This window comes from Chimaeribacter sp. YP20170169 (genome assembly GCF_056739715.1).
Genome location: NZ_CP176824.1, coordinates 1,760,454 through 1,776,437 on the forward strand (window position 1 = coordinate 1,760,454; position 15,984 = coordinate 1,776,437).

Sequence of the window (15,984 nt, forward strand, 5' to 3'; positions counted from 1 at the left end):
GGTGAAATGGCTAATCATTGCCCGCTCTCGCGGGTGACCCTCGCTGCGTCTCCGGGCTTGCGGGCCGGCCCAGACGCGCTCCCGGCGCGGCTGGCCCTTTCGCGGGCGTCCTGCCCGCTCACCCGGCCCTGCGACTTCACTCGGCAATGATTTAACGCCCTCACCATTGTGCAAATGCTTGGCTGTGTGAGGGGATGATTTAGGCATCGTGGTTGCCAGTGGCTCCGCTAGGCCGGAGACTGGTTTCGGTTGTTCGGGTTCATCTTTCTACCTGAGCCTCGCAGCCTCAACCGAGCAGGGCCTGCCGGCGCGCCGGCCCTGCACCCGCGCGCGTTGGGGTGGAATGGCTAATCATTGCCCGCTCTCGCGGGTGACCCTCGCTACGTCTCCGGGCTTGCGGGCCGGCCCAGACGCGCTCCCGGCGCGGCTGGCCCTTTCGCGGGCGTCCTGCCCGCTCACCCGGCCCTGCGACTTCACTCGGCAATGATTAACGCCCCCACCGTTTCTGCAAATGCTTGGCTGTGTGAGGGGGATAATTTAGCCATCGTGGGTGCCTGTGGGCGCGCTTAGGCCGGAGCAGGGTTTCGGTTGTTCGGGTTCCTTTTTCTGCTTTGACCTCGAAGCCTCAACCGAGCAGGGCCTGCCGGCGCGCCGGCCCTGCACCCGCGCGCTTTTGGGGGAATGGCTAATCATTGCCCGCTCTCGCGGGTGACCCTCGCTGCGTCTCCGGGCTTTCGGGCCGGCCCAGACGCGCTCCCGGCGCGGCTGGCCCTTTCGCGGGCGTCCTGCCCGCTCACCCGGCCCTGCGCCTCCACTCGGCAATGATTAACGCCCCTACCTCCTCTGCACGCTGTGAGTATGTGAGGAAATAGTTGGGGGAGTTTTTATATTGGAAGGGGGAATGGATTGGCTGTGGAGCTGATTGTATTTTTTGTCTACGGCAGACTTAAACACCACATACCCAGCCGCATAGAATCCAGAAACCTTTAAATAGAAATAATTTCCCCATATACCACCCCAACTCTTTCCTCACATAGCCAAGAATTTGCAGAGGAGGTGGGGGCGTTAATTATTGCCGACGGAAGATTCCGGGCCGGGTGAGCGCACAGGGATGTGCGCGAAAGTGGCAGTCGCGCTGGGAGCGCGTCTGCCGCGGCCCGACAGGCCGGAAGCTGAAGGAGGGAACCCGCGGTAGCGGGCAATAATTAGCCGAGGCACCCAAAGCGCGCGGGTGCAGGGCCGGCGCGCCGGCAGGCCCTGCTCGGTTGAGGCTCGGGAACACAGGTAGAAAGAGGAACCCAAACAACCGAAACCCTGCTCCGGCCTAAGCGCGCCCACAGGCACCCACAATGGCTAAATAATCCCCCTCACACAGCCAAGTATTTGCAAAACGGTGGGGGCGTTTAATTATTGCCGACGGAGGATTCCGGGCCGGGTGAGCGCACAGGGATGTGCGCGAAAGTGGCAGTCGCGCTGGGAGCGCGTCTGCCGCGGCCCGACAGGCCGGAAGCTGACGGAGGGAACCCGCGGTAGCGGGCAATAATTAGCCGAGGCACCCAGAGCGCGCGGGTGCAGGGCCGGCGCGCCGGCAGGCCCTGCTCGGTTGAGGCGCAAGCGTACAGGTAGACAAATGAACTCGAACAACCGAAACCCTTCTCCGGCCTAAGCGAGGCCAAAAATAACCACAAAAGCCAAAGACAGAAAAATACAGAGACAAACCGAAGGTTAACACGCCCGCGTGGTGCAGGCCGGCGCGCCGGCAGGCCCTGCTCGGTTGAGGCGCAGGCGTACAGGTAGACAAAGGAACCCGAACAACCGAAACCCTGCTCCGGCCTAAACGCGGCAACAGGCAACAGCAAGCCTCACCCACAGCATCCCACAAATAAAAATCCCCCCAATTCTTTCCTCACATAGCCAAGAATTTGCAGAGGAGGTGGGGGCGTTCAATTATTGCCGACGGAGGATTCCGGGCCGGGTGAGCGCACAGGGATGTGCGCGAAAGTGGCAGTCGCGCTGGGAGCGCGTCTGCCGCGGCCCGACAGGCCGGAAGCTGACGGAGGGAACCCGCGGTAGCGGGCAATAATTAGCCGAGGCACCCAGAGCGCGCGGGTGCAGGGCCGGCGCGCCGGCAGGCCCTGCTCGGTTGAGGCGCAAGCGTACAGGTAGACAAATGAACTCGAACAACCGAAACCCTTCTCCGGCCTAAGCGGAGCCAAAAATAACCACAAAAGCCAAAGACAGAAAAATACAGAGACAAACCAAAGGTTAACACGCCCGCGTGGTGCAGGGCCGGCGCGCCGGCAGGCCCTGCTCCGGCCTGACGCGGCCACAGGCACCCAAGAGTGCCTGAACCCTTCTCCGGCCCCAGCGAGGCCAAAGGCAATCGCAATGCCTGAAAATTTTCCCCGCCCCTAGCGCGGCCGCGGGCGCCCGCCACGCCCGCGCGGTGCCGGTCAGGCTAACAGGCCGCTCTGCCGCAATACCCCCCTCACAATCTCGCGCTTCTCAGCACTGAGCGGCTGGGCCGGGCGCAACGAGTGCACCGGGATCTCCACGCCTGTCAGGCGGATCGCCTCCTTCACCACATTATAGAAAGGCGTATCCAGACTATAGAGCGGTGGAATAAAGGAGAGGCGCTGTTGCAGGCCGATCAGCGTCTCCCAGGATTGGGACTGCCAGGCGCGGTAGATGCCGCAGGTCAGCTCCGGCGCGAAGTTGGCGCTGGCCGGGATGCAGCCATCGCCGCCCAGAATCAGGGTGCCGAACAAGTACTCATCATAACCAGCGAATACCGCGAAATCGGGCCGCACCGGTTTCACCGCCTGAATGGTTTCGCGGATATGGCTCAGGGTGTCCACCGTGTCCTTCAGCCCAACAATGTTTGGGCAGCGTTCGGCCAGCGTCTTAATCACGGATACCGGCAGGTTCTGGCCGGTCAGGGCCGGGAAGTTATAGAGCAGGATGGGCAGCGGCGAGGCCTCGGCCAGCGTCTGGTAGTGCAGGCAGAGGTTCTCCTCTGACAGGGGATTGTAATAAGGATTCACCACCACCACGCCATCCGCACCGCAGCGGTGGGCGTGCTCGGTCAGCGCCAGCGTCTCCGCAGTGCCGGGGTGGGCGGCGCCAATCAGCACCGGCACGCGGCCCGCCACGTAATCGGTGCAGAACTCCGTTACCTCATGGCGCAGCGCGGTGCTCATGTGGGCAAACTCGCCAGCGCTGCCGAGGAAAAATACCCCGTTGACGCCGCCGGCAATCACATGGTCAATCAGCGTCGCCATGCCGCGGCGGTCAAGTTGCTCATCAGCGTTCAGGATAGTGGGCACCGGCGGGATGACGCCGGAAAAACGTGGGGTAGCCATAATCGTCTCCATATCAAAGGGCGCAGGTTTTGGAACAGCGTTTTAGTTATAAAGCATCCGCTGGGGAAAATTTGTGCGGTGGCAAAGGTTGCAGGCAGTTACGGTGAAAAGTGGAAGGGGGGTCACAGGATTAGCCGGTGACGTTGCCACGAAATTTTATCGTAAAGGCGATGATGTCATGTAGGCCTGTAATAAAATGGCGTAACTATCCACTTCACCGCAAGTGTCAGTTTTGCCTATTTTCTAAACTTACAGTAAAAATACGCGGATAACAGGAAGACCACATTTCTGCAAGCGTTTATTATCAAATATTTTTCACCTGTTATAACGTGCGGATATTGCCCAACTATTTGATAATAGCGTAAACAGACAAGGAGATAAGCATGGCTGAGTTGCCGATCGAAACGGAAATTAAAGGATTTTTAGCCTCAACCCGCATAAAGGTATTGGCGATTAAAGGTGCCTGGGGGGTAGGGAAAACCTATACATGGAACAGGTGCCTGGAAAAAGCCAAGCGCGAAAATCCAGAATTAAACGAGAAGAAGTATGTATATGTTTCGTTGTTTGGCATTAATTCATTAAACGATCTTAAAGCTGACCTATTTAGTGATTTGATAAAATTAGAGGCTATGGCTGAAGAGGGTGAAAAAGTAAAAATAACGGCCAGAACAAATAAGTTGGTAGGTTTTATAAAAGACATCCCTTTCGTAAAGAATTACTCTGGTATAGTCGAGCGCGTTGCTTTTCAGAGCATTGAGGGGGTGGTGATCTGCATTGATGACATTGAGCGCCGTGGTCAATCCCTGAGTTTACGTGATGTGATGGGCCTTATCTCCTTATTAAAAGAGCAGCGGAACTGCCATATTCTGATGCTGCTGAATGATGGCGAGGAGGGGTTAGAGGATTACCGTAAGTACCGTGAGAAAATAGTCGATAAGGAGATCAGTTTCTCCCCCGAAGCGAGTTACAGTGCTAATATTGTATTTGCTGGATCAGAACCCTATCATAATGCGTTAAAGCGTTACACCATTAAGTTAGGTATTAACAATATGCGGACGCTGAAAAAAATAGATGATATCGCCAACCAAGTTTATCCGAAGCTGGCACAGTATAGCCATCCGGTAAAAGAGCGGGCACTCCAAAGTCTGGCGCTCTTTACCTGGAGCCACTATAGCGCGGAGAGTGATGATACGGTGCCTGATTACGACTATTTATTGCAGTATGACCCGACCGATGGGCGGCAGACTGATGCCCAGCCTGATGATGATCAGTTGGAGGCTTCCGAGCAGAAACATTTACAGTGGCACGGGCTGCTGGCCAATTACAATTATCAGGATACCCAAGATTTTGACCGGACACTGGCGGATATTGTCAGCACAGGTTATATGGATGAGCAGGCTCTGGAAAGAGAGGCCGATTATCTCAACGCCTATTTTCAGAGTCATGAGGCCAGTGAAAGTTTTGCCAATGCCATGAAACGTATCAATCTGGGATTTGCCAATAACCAAGCTGAGATAGTTGAAGGAGTCTTCGAGAGTGTCATCCAGCATAGCCAACACCTGTCGCCCCAGCAACTTAACCGGGCCGTGGTTTTCCTGCGCGAAATGGATGAAAACGTCAAGGCAGATAATATCATCCAATGCTATATCACGGCGCATCAGGCAGACGACAGGCTGTTCAATACGTCAACGTCATGGCGGCGCGAAGATTTGGAAAAAATAGATGCGGACCTGAAAGCAGAATTTGACAAGATCCATCGCCAACCTTCCAAGCCAAGCTCACTGGAGGAGGTGTTTGAGAAATTCAAGCAGCATTCGACCAGACTGGAAGATAATGATTACTTTGTGTTGGCCCGTGCCAGCGAGCAGGATTTTCAAGCCTTTTTTGAAAATAGCACGGAGGAGGCGCTGGCCCGCTTTATCTCATCCTTTTTGGCCTACAAGCCGGTGAATACGTCAGGGAACAGGCCGATTTTTCAGGCTGCCCAAGCCACGGAGAGGGCACAGATCAAACAGACGGTAACAGCCGTTCTGCAAACGTTGGCTGCGCAGAATAAATTAAATCGCCTGCGGGCCAAAAATTTTGGTATCTCGCCGCGGGATGAAACGGCCGGGGACGCACCGCCCCCTGGCCGTACCTGACATCAAACGACCAGCGCCTGCCCATCCTTGCGGGATTCGCTGGCGGCGACGTAGTGCCCCTGCGGATGGCGCTGGATCACCTGTGCGCCGCCGAAGTTGTAGCCGAGCAGCGGATCCTCCACCTCAATCTGGTGGCCCATCGCCCGCAGCGCCGCCAGGGTGTTACGGTCGAAGGTGGACTCCACCGCCACCCGACGGCCGCCGATCACGCGCCAGCGTGGCGCGTCCACTGCCGCCTGCGGGTTCTGCCGGTAGAGCATCATGCGCAGTGCCAGTTGCAGGTGCCCCTGCGCCTGCATCGGCCCGCCCATCAGCCCGAAGGAGAGCAACGGCTGGCCGTCGCTGTCCAGGGCAAAGGCCGGGATGATGGTGTGCAGCGGGCGCTTGTTGGGCGCGACGCAGTTGGCGTGGCCTGGCTCCAGCACAAAGCCGTGGCCGCGGTTCTGCATACTGATGCCGGTGCCGGGGATCACCACGCCAGAGCCGAAGCCCATGTAGTTGGACTGGATAAACGACACCATCATGCCGTCGGCGTCGGCGCTGGTCAGGTAGACAGTGCCGCCCTGACGCGGCGCGCCGTAGCGGAATTCACTGGCTTGTTGGCGATCAATCAACGCCGCGCGCGCCGCCAGATACTCATCCGACAGCAGGTGGCGCGCCTCTACCAACATGCTCTCCGGGTCAGCGATATGCTGGTCGAGATCGGCCAGCGCCAGCTTCATCGCCTCAATCGACAGGTGCAGGGTCTCCACCGCGTCCGGAGGCTGGCTGCCGACGCCCAGTTTCTCCAGCATCCCCAGTGCCATCAGCGTGGCGATGCCCTGACCGTTGGGCGGCAGCTCATGCACGCTGCCGCCGGCGAAGGGCCGCGCCAACGTCTCCACCCACTCCGGTTGGTGGCGCGCGAGATCCTCCCGCGTCAGTGCCGCGCCATGCTCGGCGCTGAAGGCAGCGATCTTCTCCGCCAGCTCGCCCCGGTAGAAGGCCTCACCGCGCGTCTCGGCAATCAGCGCCAGCGTGCGGGCCTGATCCGGGTTGCGGAAGATCTCGCCGATAGCCGGTGCGCGCCCCTGTGGTGCAAAGCAGTCGCTAAAGCCGGGCTGGTCATGCAGCCGCTCGACGCCGCGCGCCCACAGGCGGCCAATCAGCGGCGACACCGGGAAGCCGTCGCGCGCGTACTCAATCGCTGGCTGTGCCAGCGTGGTCAGCGGCAGGCGGCCAAACTTCTCCGCCAGCGCCACCCAGGCCGACACCGCGCCCGGCACCGTCACCGCGTCCCAACCAAGTTGTGGCATCGAGTCGCGGCCAGCGAAATAGTCCGGCGTCCAGCCCGCTGGCGAACGGCCAGAGGCGTTCAGGCCATGCAACTGTTTGCCGTCCCAGACGATGGCGAAGGCGTCGCTGCCAATGCCGCAGCCGGTTGGCTCCAGCACCGTCAGCGCCATCGCGCTGGCGACCGCCGCATCCACCGCGTTGCCGCCCAGTTGCAGCATCCGCATCCCGGCCTGCGCCGCCAGCGGCTGTGAGGTCGCCACGGCGTTGCGACCCATCATCGGTGGCCGCAGGGAGGGGTAGGCAACATCGAAATCAATTTCAGGGGTCATACTCAGATCCTTTAGTGGCCCGGCGCGTGGCCGGGCGATTGTCGCGAAATGGGGCGGAATCAGGTGTCGCGCGGGTCCAGCGCGTCACGCAGGCCATCGCCCAGCAAATTAAAGCCCTGTACCGTCAGGAAGATCGCCAGTCCGGGGAAAATCGACATCCATGGTGCCTGCTCCAGAAAGCCCTTGGCAGTATTCAGCATCGCGCCCCAGGAGGGGGCGGGCGGCTGCTGGCCGAGGCCCAGAAAGGAGAGGCTGGCCTCAGTAATGATGGCAGAGGCGATCGCCAGCGTTGCCTGCACCAAAATCGGTGAGAGCACGTTGGGCAGCACATAGCGCAGCACGATCCAGCGATCCGGCAGGCCGATGGCGCGCGCGCCCTCGATATACTCCTCGTTGCGTACCGCCATCACCTGGCCGCGCGTCAGCCGGGCGAAGATCGGCATCGCCGACAGCCCAATCGCAATCATCGCATTGCCGAGGCTGGGGCCAAGGAACGCGCCGAGCGCGATCGCCAGCACCAAGAACGGGCAGGCGAGCAGCGCCTCAATCACCCGCGAGATGATGCCGTCCAGCCACCCCTGCCAGTAACCGGCGACCAGCCCCAGCGGCACGCCAATCGCCATCGCGATCAGCACCGAGATGCCGCCAGCCAGCAGTGAGGTGCGCGCCCCCCAAATCAGCCGGGAGAGCAGGTCGCGCCCCAGCTCATCGGTGCCCAGCCAGTGCAGCGCCGACGGGGCCTTGCGCACCGCCATGAAATCCGCCTTCAGTGGATCAAAGGGCGCGATCCACGGGGCGAGCAGCGCCAGCAGTACGAACAGCAGCACCAGCGCCGCGCCAAACAGCGCGCCCTTGTTGGCAAGGAAGCGGGCCAGCGCCCGGTTGGGCGCCCGCGCCGCCGGAAGTGACGTTGTCACGTTAACCAAGGTCTCACTCATTTCAGGCTCCTCGCAGGCGGGGGTTGACCAGTACATAGAGGATGTCTGCCAGCAGGTTGAGCAGCAGGAAGCCCACCGCCACCACCATCACCACCCCTTGAACCACCGCGTAGTCACGGTTGAAGACCGAATCGACGATCATCTTGCCAAAACCGGGCAGCGTGAAGACCTGCTCGGTCAGCACCGCGCCGCCCAGCAGCTCCCCAAACAGCAGCGTGGTGAGGGTAATGATCGGCACCAGCGCGTTGCGCAGCGCGTGCTTCATGATCACCCGGCGTGGCCGCAGCCCCTTGGCCCTTGCGGTGCGCACATAGTCAGCCTTCAGCACCGCGATCATCGCCGAGCGGGTGTGGCGCATCAGCACCGCCGCCAGCCCGGAGCCGAGCACCAGCGCTGGCAGCAGCAGGGTGCGCAGGTTCTGAACCGGATCCTCGCTGAACGGCACGTAGCCGGAGGCGGGCAGCCACTGCAACTTCACCGAGAACAGCAGGATCAGCAGCACCCCCAGCCAGAAGTGTGGCACCGAGATGCCAGAGAGCGCGATGAAGTTGGTGCCGTGATCCACCCAGCTCCCCTTGCGCACCGCCGCCAGCACCCCCATCGCGATGCCGATCACCAGCGCCACCAGCATCGCCAGCAGCGACAGCTCCAGCGTCACCGGCAGCTTGGCGGCGATCAAGGACACCACCGGCTCCTGCGTGCGCAGCGAGACGCCGAGGTCGCCGCGCAGCGCATTGCCCACCCAGTGGAAGTACTGGCTGGGGATCGGATCGTCCAGGTGGTACTTGGCGCGCAGCAGCTCAATGACCTGCGGATCGCGCTCCTCGCCAGCCATCGCGCTGATAGGATCGCCCGGCAGCAGCTTTTGCAGCGAGAAGACCATCAGCGTCACCAGAAACAGCGTCGGGATCGCCAACAGCAGGCGTTTGCCGATTAACTCAACCATAGCGGCTCCTTGGGTTATTTTGCCGCCAGCGTGACGCCCGCCAGCCGGATCAGGCCATCCGGGTAGGGAGTGAAACCGGTGACGCGTTTGCTCATGCCGAAGATGCGTGGCTCATAGTAGAGGTAGGCGATGGGCATATCGCTCTGCAACTGCTGCACCACCTGGCTGTAGAGCGCCTTGCGCTGGGCCGGGTCGCCGCTCTGACGCGCGGTGAGCAGCCACTGATCCACCTGCGGGTTGCCGTAGCGCCCATCGTTCAGGTTGCCGCCGCTCTGGATAAAGCTGTAGATGCTGCCATCCGGGTCCGGGCGGCCTGACCAGCCGGACATGCTCACCTGATACTGGCCATGCTGCTGGCGGTCGAGCAGGGTGGCGAACTCACTCATTTGCAGGTTGACGTTAAAGCCCGCCTCGGCGGCCATCGCCTGAATCACCTGGCCGACCTGCAACGCCGTGGGGTTGTTGGGCACCAGCAGGTCAACCTTCAGCGGCGGGGTCACGCCAGCGGCAGCCAGCAGCGCCTTCGCCTTCTCCACGTCGCGCGCCGGCACCGGCACCCCGGCGTGGTAGGGACTGACGGTGGAGAAGGCCTGATTGGCCGGGGTGAACTGCCCCTCAAACACCACCTGGTTGATGGCGTCACGATCTAGCGCGAGCGAGAACGCCTGCCGCACTCGCGCATCTTTGGCGAAGGCGCTATCCGCGGCGGCCGGGCCATTGGCGATATTGAAGGTCAGCCCCATGTAGCCGAGGCCCGTGATCTTGGCGAGCGCCAGCCGGCTGTCGGCCTGCACCGTTTTGATGTCGCTGGCGGCGATGCCTTCGGTCAGATCGAGGTCACCGGCGCGCAGGTTGGCGAGCCGCACCGAGGCGTCCGGGATCGGCAGGAAGATCACCTTATCGACGCGGTACGCCCCCTTGTTCCAGTAGTTGTCAAAGCGCTTGAGCACGATGCGATCCTGCTGCACCCGGCTGACAAACTCATAGGGGCCGGAGCAGACCGGGTGGGCGGCCACTTCGCCCTTGGCGCTGGCCTGCGGCGCGAGCATGGTGCCGGCGCGATCGGTAAGCTGTGCCAGCAGCGCGGCGTCCGGCGTTTTCAGGTGCAGCGCCACGCTGTAGGGGCCGGTCACCTCCACGTTGTCGATGGAGGAGAGCTCGCTTTTGCGCAGTGAGGCGGGCAGCGTCATCGCGCGGTCGAGGTTGAACTTCACCGCGTTGGCATCGAATTTCTCGCCATCGTGGAAGGTCACGCCCTCGCGCAGCTGCAGCGTCAGGGTCTTGCCGTCTGGGCTGTAGGCCCAAGAGGTCGCCAGCCCCGGCACGATATTTAGGTGCTGGTCGATGTCCACCAGCCGGTCACAGAGCGCGCTGAACACAAAGCGGCCGTAGTAGGTGCGGGCGGTGTGCGGGTCGAGCATGTCCGGGTCAGCGCCGAGGCCGATGCGCAGCACGCTCTCGGCCTGTGCGGCCTGAATATGCAGGCCACCCGCCGCGAGCAGCGTCAGGGCGGTCAGGGTCGGGCGCAGGGGAAGTCGCAGTCTCATCTCAGGTTCCTTTTAGCGGGAGTGGCGGTTAACGGCATGTTCAAACAGGCTGCGGCGCAGCCGGAAGGCGTCAGAGGGCGGCGGGGGCGCGACGGCGGTGCTGTCACGCTGCACCTCGGCCCAGCGGTGGCAGGCCACCTGCCGTCCCTCGCCGACGCCCTCCAGCCGCGGCTCCTGCTGGCGGCACTGGTCAGTGGCGAACGGGCAACGGGTATGGAAGCGGCAACCCGACGGCATCGCCGCCGGGTTCGGCAGATCGCCCTGCAACAGCGGCGTCTCACGGCGCACACCCGGTGCCAGCTGTGGCGCGGAGGCGATCAGCGCCTGCGTGTAGGGGTGCAGCGGCTGGTCAAACAGCGCATCCACCGGGGCCAGCTCAACGATCTGGCCGAGGTACATCACCGCCACCCGGTCGCTCATGTGGCGGATTACCGCCAGCCCGTGGGCGACAATCACCATCGTCAGGCCGAACTGATCTTTCAGCCCCTCCAGCAGGTTGACCACCTGTGCCTGCACCGAGACATCCAGCGCGGAGACCGGCTCATCGCCCAGCAGCAGGGTCGGGTTGGAGGCCAGCGCGCGGGCAATGCCGATGCGCTGGCGCTGGCCGCCAGAGAACTCATGCGGGTAGCGCCCGGCCCAGGCGGCGGGCAGGCCGACGGTCGCCAGCAGCGCCTGCACCTGCGCCCGGCGGTCAGCACGTGCCATCTTTTGGTGCAGCCACAGCGGCTCGCCAACGATCTGTTCGACTGTCATGCGCGGGTTCAATGAGGCGAAAGGATCCTGAAAGATGATCTGCAGATCCCGGCGCAGCACGTTCAATTCACTGCCGGTGAAGCTGTGCAGGTCGCGCCCTTGGTAGCGCACCTCACCGGCGCTGGCGTCCAGCAGCTTCAGCAGCAGCCGGCCCAAGGTGGATTTGCCGGAGCCGGACTCGCCGACAATGGCCAGGGTTTCGCCCGGCCAGATGCGCAGCGAGACGCGGTCAACCGCCAGCACGCTGCGGCGCGGGCGGAACAGCCCCGGCGGGCCGCGGAACGCTTTGGTCAGGCCGATGGCCTCAAGCAAGGGAACAGGGAGGGGGTCATCAGGCATCTCCGGCAGCAAGGTGAAGTTCAAGGGGGCGCGGAAGCAGGCCACCCGGTGGTGTGGGCCGAGTGCCGCCAGCGGCGGGCGCTGTTGGCGGCAGTGGCCGGTGGCGAACGGGCAGCGGGTGGAGAAGCGGCAGCCGGGCGGCAGATCCGCCGGTTGCGGCACCGCACCGGGAATGGTCGCCAGCCGGCCAGTGCGGCCGCCGAGCGAAGGCATCGAGGCCATCAGGCCGATCGTGTAGGGGTGCTGCGGATCGCTAAAGATCGCCGCCACCGGCCCCTGCTCAACGATACGGCCGGCATACATCACCGCCACATGGTCGGCCACTTCCGCCACCACGCCCAGATCGTGGGTGATCAACAGCATCGCGCTGCCACGCTGGCGTTGCAGCCGGTTGAGCAGCGCCAAAATCTGCGCCTGAATGGTGACATCCAGTGCCGTGGTGGGTTCATCGGCGATGATCAGCGCTGGCCGGTTAATCAGCGCCATCGCAATCATGATGCGCTGGCGCATCCCGCCGGAGAGCTGGTGGGGATAGGCCTTCATCCGCAGCGCCGGGGCCGGGATCTGCACCAGCGCCAGCATCTCCAGCGCCGCCTCGCGCGCCACGGCGCGGCTCACCCGCTGGTGGCGCATCACCGCCTCCATCAGCTGGTCGCCAAGGGTAAAGGCCGGGTTGAGGGAGGTCATCGGCTCCTGGAAGATCATCGCCAGCTGGTTGCCGCGCAGGTCGGCGTAGCGGCGCTCATCCAGCGCCAGCAGGTCATGGCCAGCGAACGTCACCTCACCGCCGAGCACCTGCGCACCGTGGGGCAGCAGCCCCATCAACGCCAGCGAGGTGACGCTCTTGCCGCAGCCGGACTCCCCCACCAGCGCCAGCGTCTCGCCAGCCGGGATGCTGAGCGAGATGCCGTCCAGCACCGTGGCGGGCGAACCGCGGAACTGCACCACCAGATCGCGGATGCGCAGCACCGGGTTGGGTTGCTCATTCATCATGCCTCTCCTTCATGGTGGGTGATGGCCGCCAGCAGCGCCTGATGCAGCGCCAACAGGTGCTCATGCATCACGGCCGCGCCCTCTGCCGGCTGGCGCGCCGCAATATGCTGCACGATGCGGTGGTGGTGATCGTCATAGTGCGCCAGCCGTTCGCCGGTGCGCGCCTGCTGGCGCAGGTGCAGCCAGCTCGGGTCGCGGCGGATGGCGTCCACCGCGTCGAAAAGCCCAAGCATCAGCCGGTTGCCCGCCGCCTCGGCAATGGTGCGGTGGAAGGCGCTGTCCCACAGCTCCACCTGATCGGCGTCATGGTCATCCAGCTGGCGCAGCCGCTCGAGGATGCGGTGCAGCAGGGCAATCTGCTCTGGGGTGGCGCGCAGGGCGGCGTAACGCACCAGCCCCGGCTCCAGCTGGAGGCGTGCCTCCATTACCTCCAGCAAATTGGACTGCTTCGGCAGCGCCTGTAGCATCAGCGGCTGCGCCGGTGCCTCGGGGCCAATAAAGGTGCCTTTGCCCTGTTTGCGCCAGATGCGCCCCTCCTCCTCCAGCACGTCCAACGCCCGCCGCACCGCACGTCGCCCGGCACTGAAGCGCCGACACAGCTCACGCTCCGTCGGCAGCGCCTCGCCCGGCTGGCCGGAGTGCTGTGCCAGCAGCTGTCGCAACTGCTCCAGCGCCGAGGCCGACGATCTCTCCGGTAGTGGGATTACTTCAGGGAATTCAGCCATCATCTTCTCGCCATGAACTCAGGTAAGAGGACATTGCAGGAATCGAACCAATTTTGAATTGGTTCAGCAAAAAAGGTCGCCATGCCCGGCTGGCGCGGGTCGGGTAAAGGCGTTTACCACGGGAAGCAGGGGGCGCATTGGGCGTAACGGCGGGGTGTGCACTGAAAGGGCGCACGGGATGCACCGGGATGAGAGCCTGCATTGCCAGCCAGCGGGAAACCTTAGACGCCATTGATATTTCCCTTCACCGCCAGAGTGGGGTCAACTGGGGGCAGTTATCCAGTTCAGGGGAGAGAGTAATGAAAAAGGCATGGAAACTGCGCGTCTGGCAGGGCGCCATCCGACGGCTGGCGCGGCTGTGGCCCCATTCTGAGCATAGCGATCACCGGGTAATGGAGTCGGTACTCTCTGCCGCCAGTCTGTATGGCGTGGATATGGCGCACAGCGATCCGCGCTGGTTCAGTCAGCCGGAGAGGCGCTGAGCACCCGGTCACGCAAGCAAAAAAATCCACGCCACGGCGTGGATTTTTTGTTTTCAGCGGATGTACGCCGTGCGGGCCACGCCCTGAATTTCCTTTCACCCGGCCATGAGGCTTATCGATGGGTATCCGATTGTGGCTGGCACGCCCGATCCTTACGTGCCGCCCACCCAAAAATAGCTGACGCACCCTGACGGTGGGGCGGTAGAGGCTGCTCCATCTGCCCAGCCAACCCGGTGATGATGAGAGATCTCTACCGCACCTTTCTGGCCGCCGGCATCAGCCTGGCGCGCGCTCTCCCTGTGGCAAACGCCGTGGAAGGCGGCATGGGCCGGCCGCTGACCGGCGAGCAGATTGACCCGTTGGCTGGCGTAGTGCCGGTGGAGCCGGGCATCTATGCCGGGCTGAACGCCCACTACTATGATGGTGCCAGCCGCAACAGCGCCATCCCGCGCGGCCATACGCTCGTAGCGGTACGCAGCTGGGCTCTACACGACGCTGGGCCTCACCTATGTCTGGGGTTCTGTGGGGGCATGAAGTGCCCCCTTGGCGCAACCCTTTCAGTATGCGGAGGTCAGCGATGACCGCGGCGGGCGGGCCACTGTTCTGGGGGGCGACCGCTCCCAGTCCTGGGGAGCCGATCGTCACCTGGGAGGGCAAGGGGGGAGCCTGCCATTGTCGCTGTCACTGCGCTGGATCAATGAGTTTGCCGTCAAAAACCGGCCTGATGGTAACGCCTTCGAACTGAGCCTCGTGGGCCAGTTTTAATTCCTCATTTCAACCGCAGGGAGCCTATGGCAAACAGCATCCTAGTACCGGGCGTGCAACCCGCTGCCCCCCTAAAAAGCCAGTTCCACACCATGGTGAAGCCGGTCGGCGCCAGCTGCAATCTGGATTGCCGCTACTGCTACTACCTGCACAAAGAGAGTTTGTTGCAGCAGCAGCGTAGCCAGCCGATGCCGCCGACGCTGCTTGCCGAGTGGGTCCAGCAATATATCGCGTCACAAAGTGGCAGGGAGATCGTCTTTTCATGGCAGGGCGGCGAGCCGACGCTGGCGGGTCTGGCCTATTTCGAGCAGACATTACGCTGCAACAGCGCTTCCAACCCGCTGGCCAGCGCATTGTGAACACCCTGCAAACCAACGGCACCTTGCTGAATGAGAGGTGGTGCCGCTGGCTGAAGGCGCATGACTTTTTGGTCGGACTGAGCATCGACGGCCCGGAGAAGCTGCACGACGCCTTTCGCCTGACGCGCCAGCAGCAACCGACGTTTGGCATGGTGATGCGCGGCGTGGAGATGCTGAAAAAGCATAATGTGGCATTCAACACGCTGACGGTGGTCAACCGGCTGAATGCGCACCATCCGCTGGAGGTTTACCGCTTCCTGCGTGATGAGGTGCGGCCATTGATGATTCAGCTGATTCCCTGCGTGGAACCCAAGGACTTTTGCCGCACGGCCCCGCAGCGCTGGCGTGCCGACCAGATGCCGCGCGTCGGCTCGGCCGCCACCTTTCCCGGCAACCCGGCCTCGGTGGTCACGGACTGGTCGGTCAAGGCCAGCCAATGGGGCGACTTTTTGTGCCGCGTTTTTGATGAGTGGTACGGCAGGGATTTAGGTTTCGTGTTCGTGAACCTGTTTGAGACCGCCGTGGCACAGATGATGGGGCTGCCGGCCCAGATTTGCACCCACTCACGCGAGTGTGGCAAAGCGCTGGCGCTGGAGCAGGATGGCTCGGTCTACGCCTGTGATCACTACGTTTACCCCGAGTACCGGCTGGGCAACATCCAGCAGACGCCGATCGCCACGCTGGCCTCCTCAGCGCGCCAGTTGCAGTTTGGCCGTGACAAAAGCGCCGCGCTACCGGCCTATTGCCGCCAATGCGCCCATCTTTCCCTATGCTGGGGCGAGTGCCCACGCAACCGCTTTATCCAGACCCCCGACGGAGAGCCGGGCCTGAACTATCTCTGCCCCGGCCTAAGAAAATTCTACCAGCACGCCCACCCAGCCCTGCGCCGCATGGCCGCAGACCTCGCCTGAACGGTGCGGTTCAGGCATAAAAAAATCCACGCAATGGCGTGGATTTTTGGGGTGCTCAGGCAGGGCGTGCTTGGGATAGACGTTGAATGGTGAATTTATTTGTATCTTGTTGATAT

The 15,984-nt window shown here is 62.5% G+C and carries 12 protein-coding genes and 1 pseudogene; 5 read left to right on the forward strand and 8 right to left on the reverse strand.

Features of this window, described 5'->3' with window-relative positions; all coding sequences use genetic code 11:
• Positions 1-2,453: 2,453 nt before the first annotated feature.
• A complete protein-coding gene (locus ACK3SD_RS07825) occupies positions 2,454-3,362 on the reverse strand; it encodes a dihydrodipicolinate synthase family protein (RefSeq protein ID WP_481127360.1) in 909 nt (302 codons plus the stop codon).
• Positions 3,363-3,745: 383 nt separating this feature from the next.
• Here ACK3SD_RS07825 and ACK3SD_RS07830 point away from each other — a divergent pair, with 383 nt between their 5' ends.
• Positions 3,746-5,503 (forward strand): P-loop NTPase fold protein, encoded by a 1,758-nt coding sequence (locus ACK3SD_RS07830; RefSeq protein WP_481127361.1) that lies wholly within the window; start codon positions 3,746-3,748, stop codon positions 5,501-5,503.
• A gap of 2 nt (positions 5,504-5,505) precedes the next feature.
• Here ACK3SD_RS07830 and ACK3SD_RS07835 read toward each other — a convergent pair whose 3' ends face one another.
• From ACK3SD_RS07835 to ACK3SD_RS07865, 7 genes and pseudogenes are all read right to left on the reverse strand, one after another.
• Complete coding sequence (locus ACK3SD_RS07835) at positions 5,506-7,107, reverse strand: gamma-glutamyltransferase family protein (RefSeq protein ID WP_481127362.1); 1,602 nt, start codon at positions 7,105-7,107, stop codon at positions 5,506-5,508.
• Positions 7,108-7,166: 59 nt separating this feature from the next.
• On the reverse strand, positions 7,167-8,045 hold the full coding sequence (locus ACK3SD_RS07840; RefSeq protein WP_481127363.1) for an ABC transporter permease: 879 nt from the start codon (positions 8,043-8,045) through the stop codon (positions 7,167-7,169).
• 1 nt (position 8,046) lies between these two features.
• The gene (locus ACK3SD_RS07845; RefSeq protein WP_481127364.1) at positions 8,047-8,991 is read right to left on the reverse strand and encodes an ABC transporter permease; all 945 of its coding nucleotides are present in this window, start codon (positions 8,989-8,991) and stop codon (positions 8,047-8,049) included.
• A 14-nt stretch (positions 8,992-9,005) separates the two neighbouring features.
• Positions 9,006-10,538, reverse strand: coding sequence for an ABC transporter substrate-binding protein (locus ACK3SD_RS07850; protein ID WP_481127365.1), 1,533 nt, complete (start codon positions 10,536-10,538; stop codon positions 9,006-9,008).
• 12 nt (positions 10,539-10,550) lie between these two features.
• Positions 10,551-11,633, reverse strand: coding sequence for an ABC transporter ATP-binding protein (locus ACK3SD_RS07855; protein WP_481127516.1), 1,083 nt, complete (start codon positions 11,631-11,633; stop codon positions 10,551-10,553).
• Positions 11,634-11,720: 87 nt separating this feature from the next.
• Positions 11,721-12,626, reverse strand: a pseudogene (locus ACK3SD_RS07860) (ABC transporter ATP-binding protein); the annotation flags it as partial.
• On the reverse strand, positions 12,623-13,351 hold the full coding sequence (locus tag ACK3SD_RS07865; protein WP_481127517.1) for a FadR/GntR family transcriptional regulator: 729 nt from the start codon (positions 13,349-13,351) through the stop codon (positions 12,623-12,625). The pseudogene ACK3SD_RS07860 and the gene ACK3SD_RS07865, both read right to left, overlap by 4 nt.
• A gap of 299 nt (positions 13,352-13,650) precedes the next feature.
• On the opposite strand from ACK3SD_RS07865, the gene ACK3SD_RS07870 reads away from it, so the two are divergent.
• The 4 genes from ACK3SD_RS07870 to ACK3SD_RS07885 all read left to right on the forward strand — a co-directional run bounded on the left by ACK3SD_RS07870 (position 13,651) and on the right by ACK3SD_RS07885 (position 15,868).
• Positions 13,651-13,833, forward strand: a complete 183-nt coding sequence (locus ACK3SD_RS07870) for a hypothetical protein (protein ID WP_481127366.1) — start codon at positions 13,651-13,653, stop codon at positions 13,831-13,833.
• A gap of 233 nt (positions 13,834-14,066) precedes the next feature.
• Positions 14,067-14,414 carry a hypothetical protein gene (locus ACK3SD_RS07875; protein ID WP_481127367.1) on the forward strand — a complete coding sequence of 116 codons (348 nt, stop codon included), beginning with the start codon at positions 14,067-14,069 and terminating at the stop codon, positions 14,412-14,414.
• Positions 14,415-14,624: 210 nt separating this feature from the next.
• Positions 14,625-14,957 (forward strand): hypothetical protein, encoded by a 333-nt coding sequence (locus tag ACK3SD_RS07880; protein ID WP_481127368.1) that lies wholly within the window; start codon positions 14,625-14,627, stop codon positions 14,955-14,957.
• Positions 14,861-15,868 carry an anaerobic sulfatase maturase gene (locus tag ACK3SD_RS07885; protein WP_481127369.1) on the forward strand — a complete coding sequence of 336 codons (1,008 nt, stop codon included), beginning with the start codon at positions 14,861-14,863 and terminating at the stop codon, positions 15,866-15,868. Before ACK3SD_RS07880 ends, ACK3SD_RS07885 begins: the two co-directional genes overlap by 97 nt.
• The last annotated feature ends 116 nt before the right edge of the window (positions 15,869-15,984 follow it).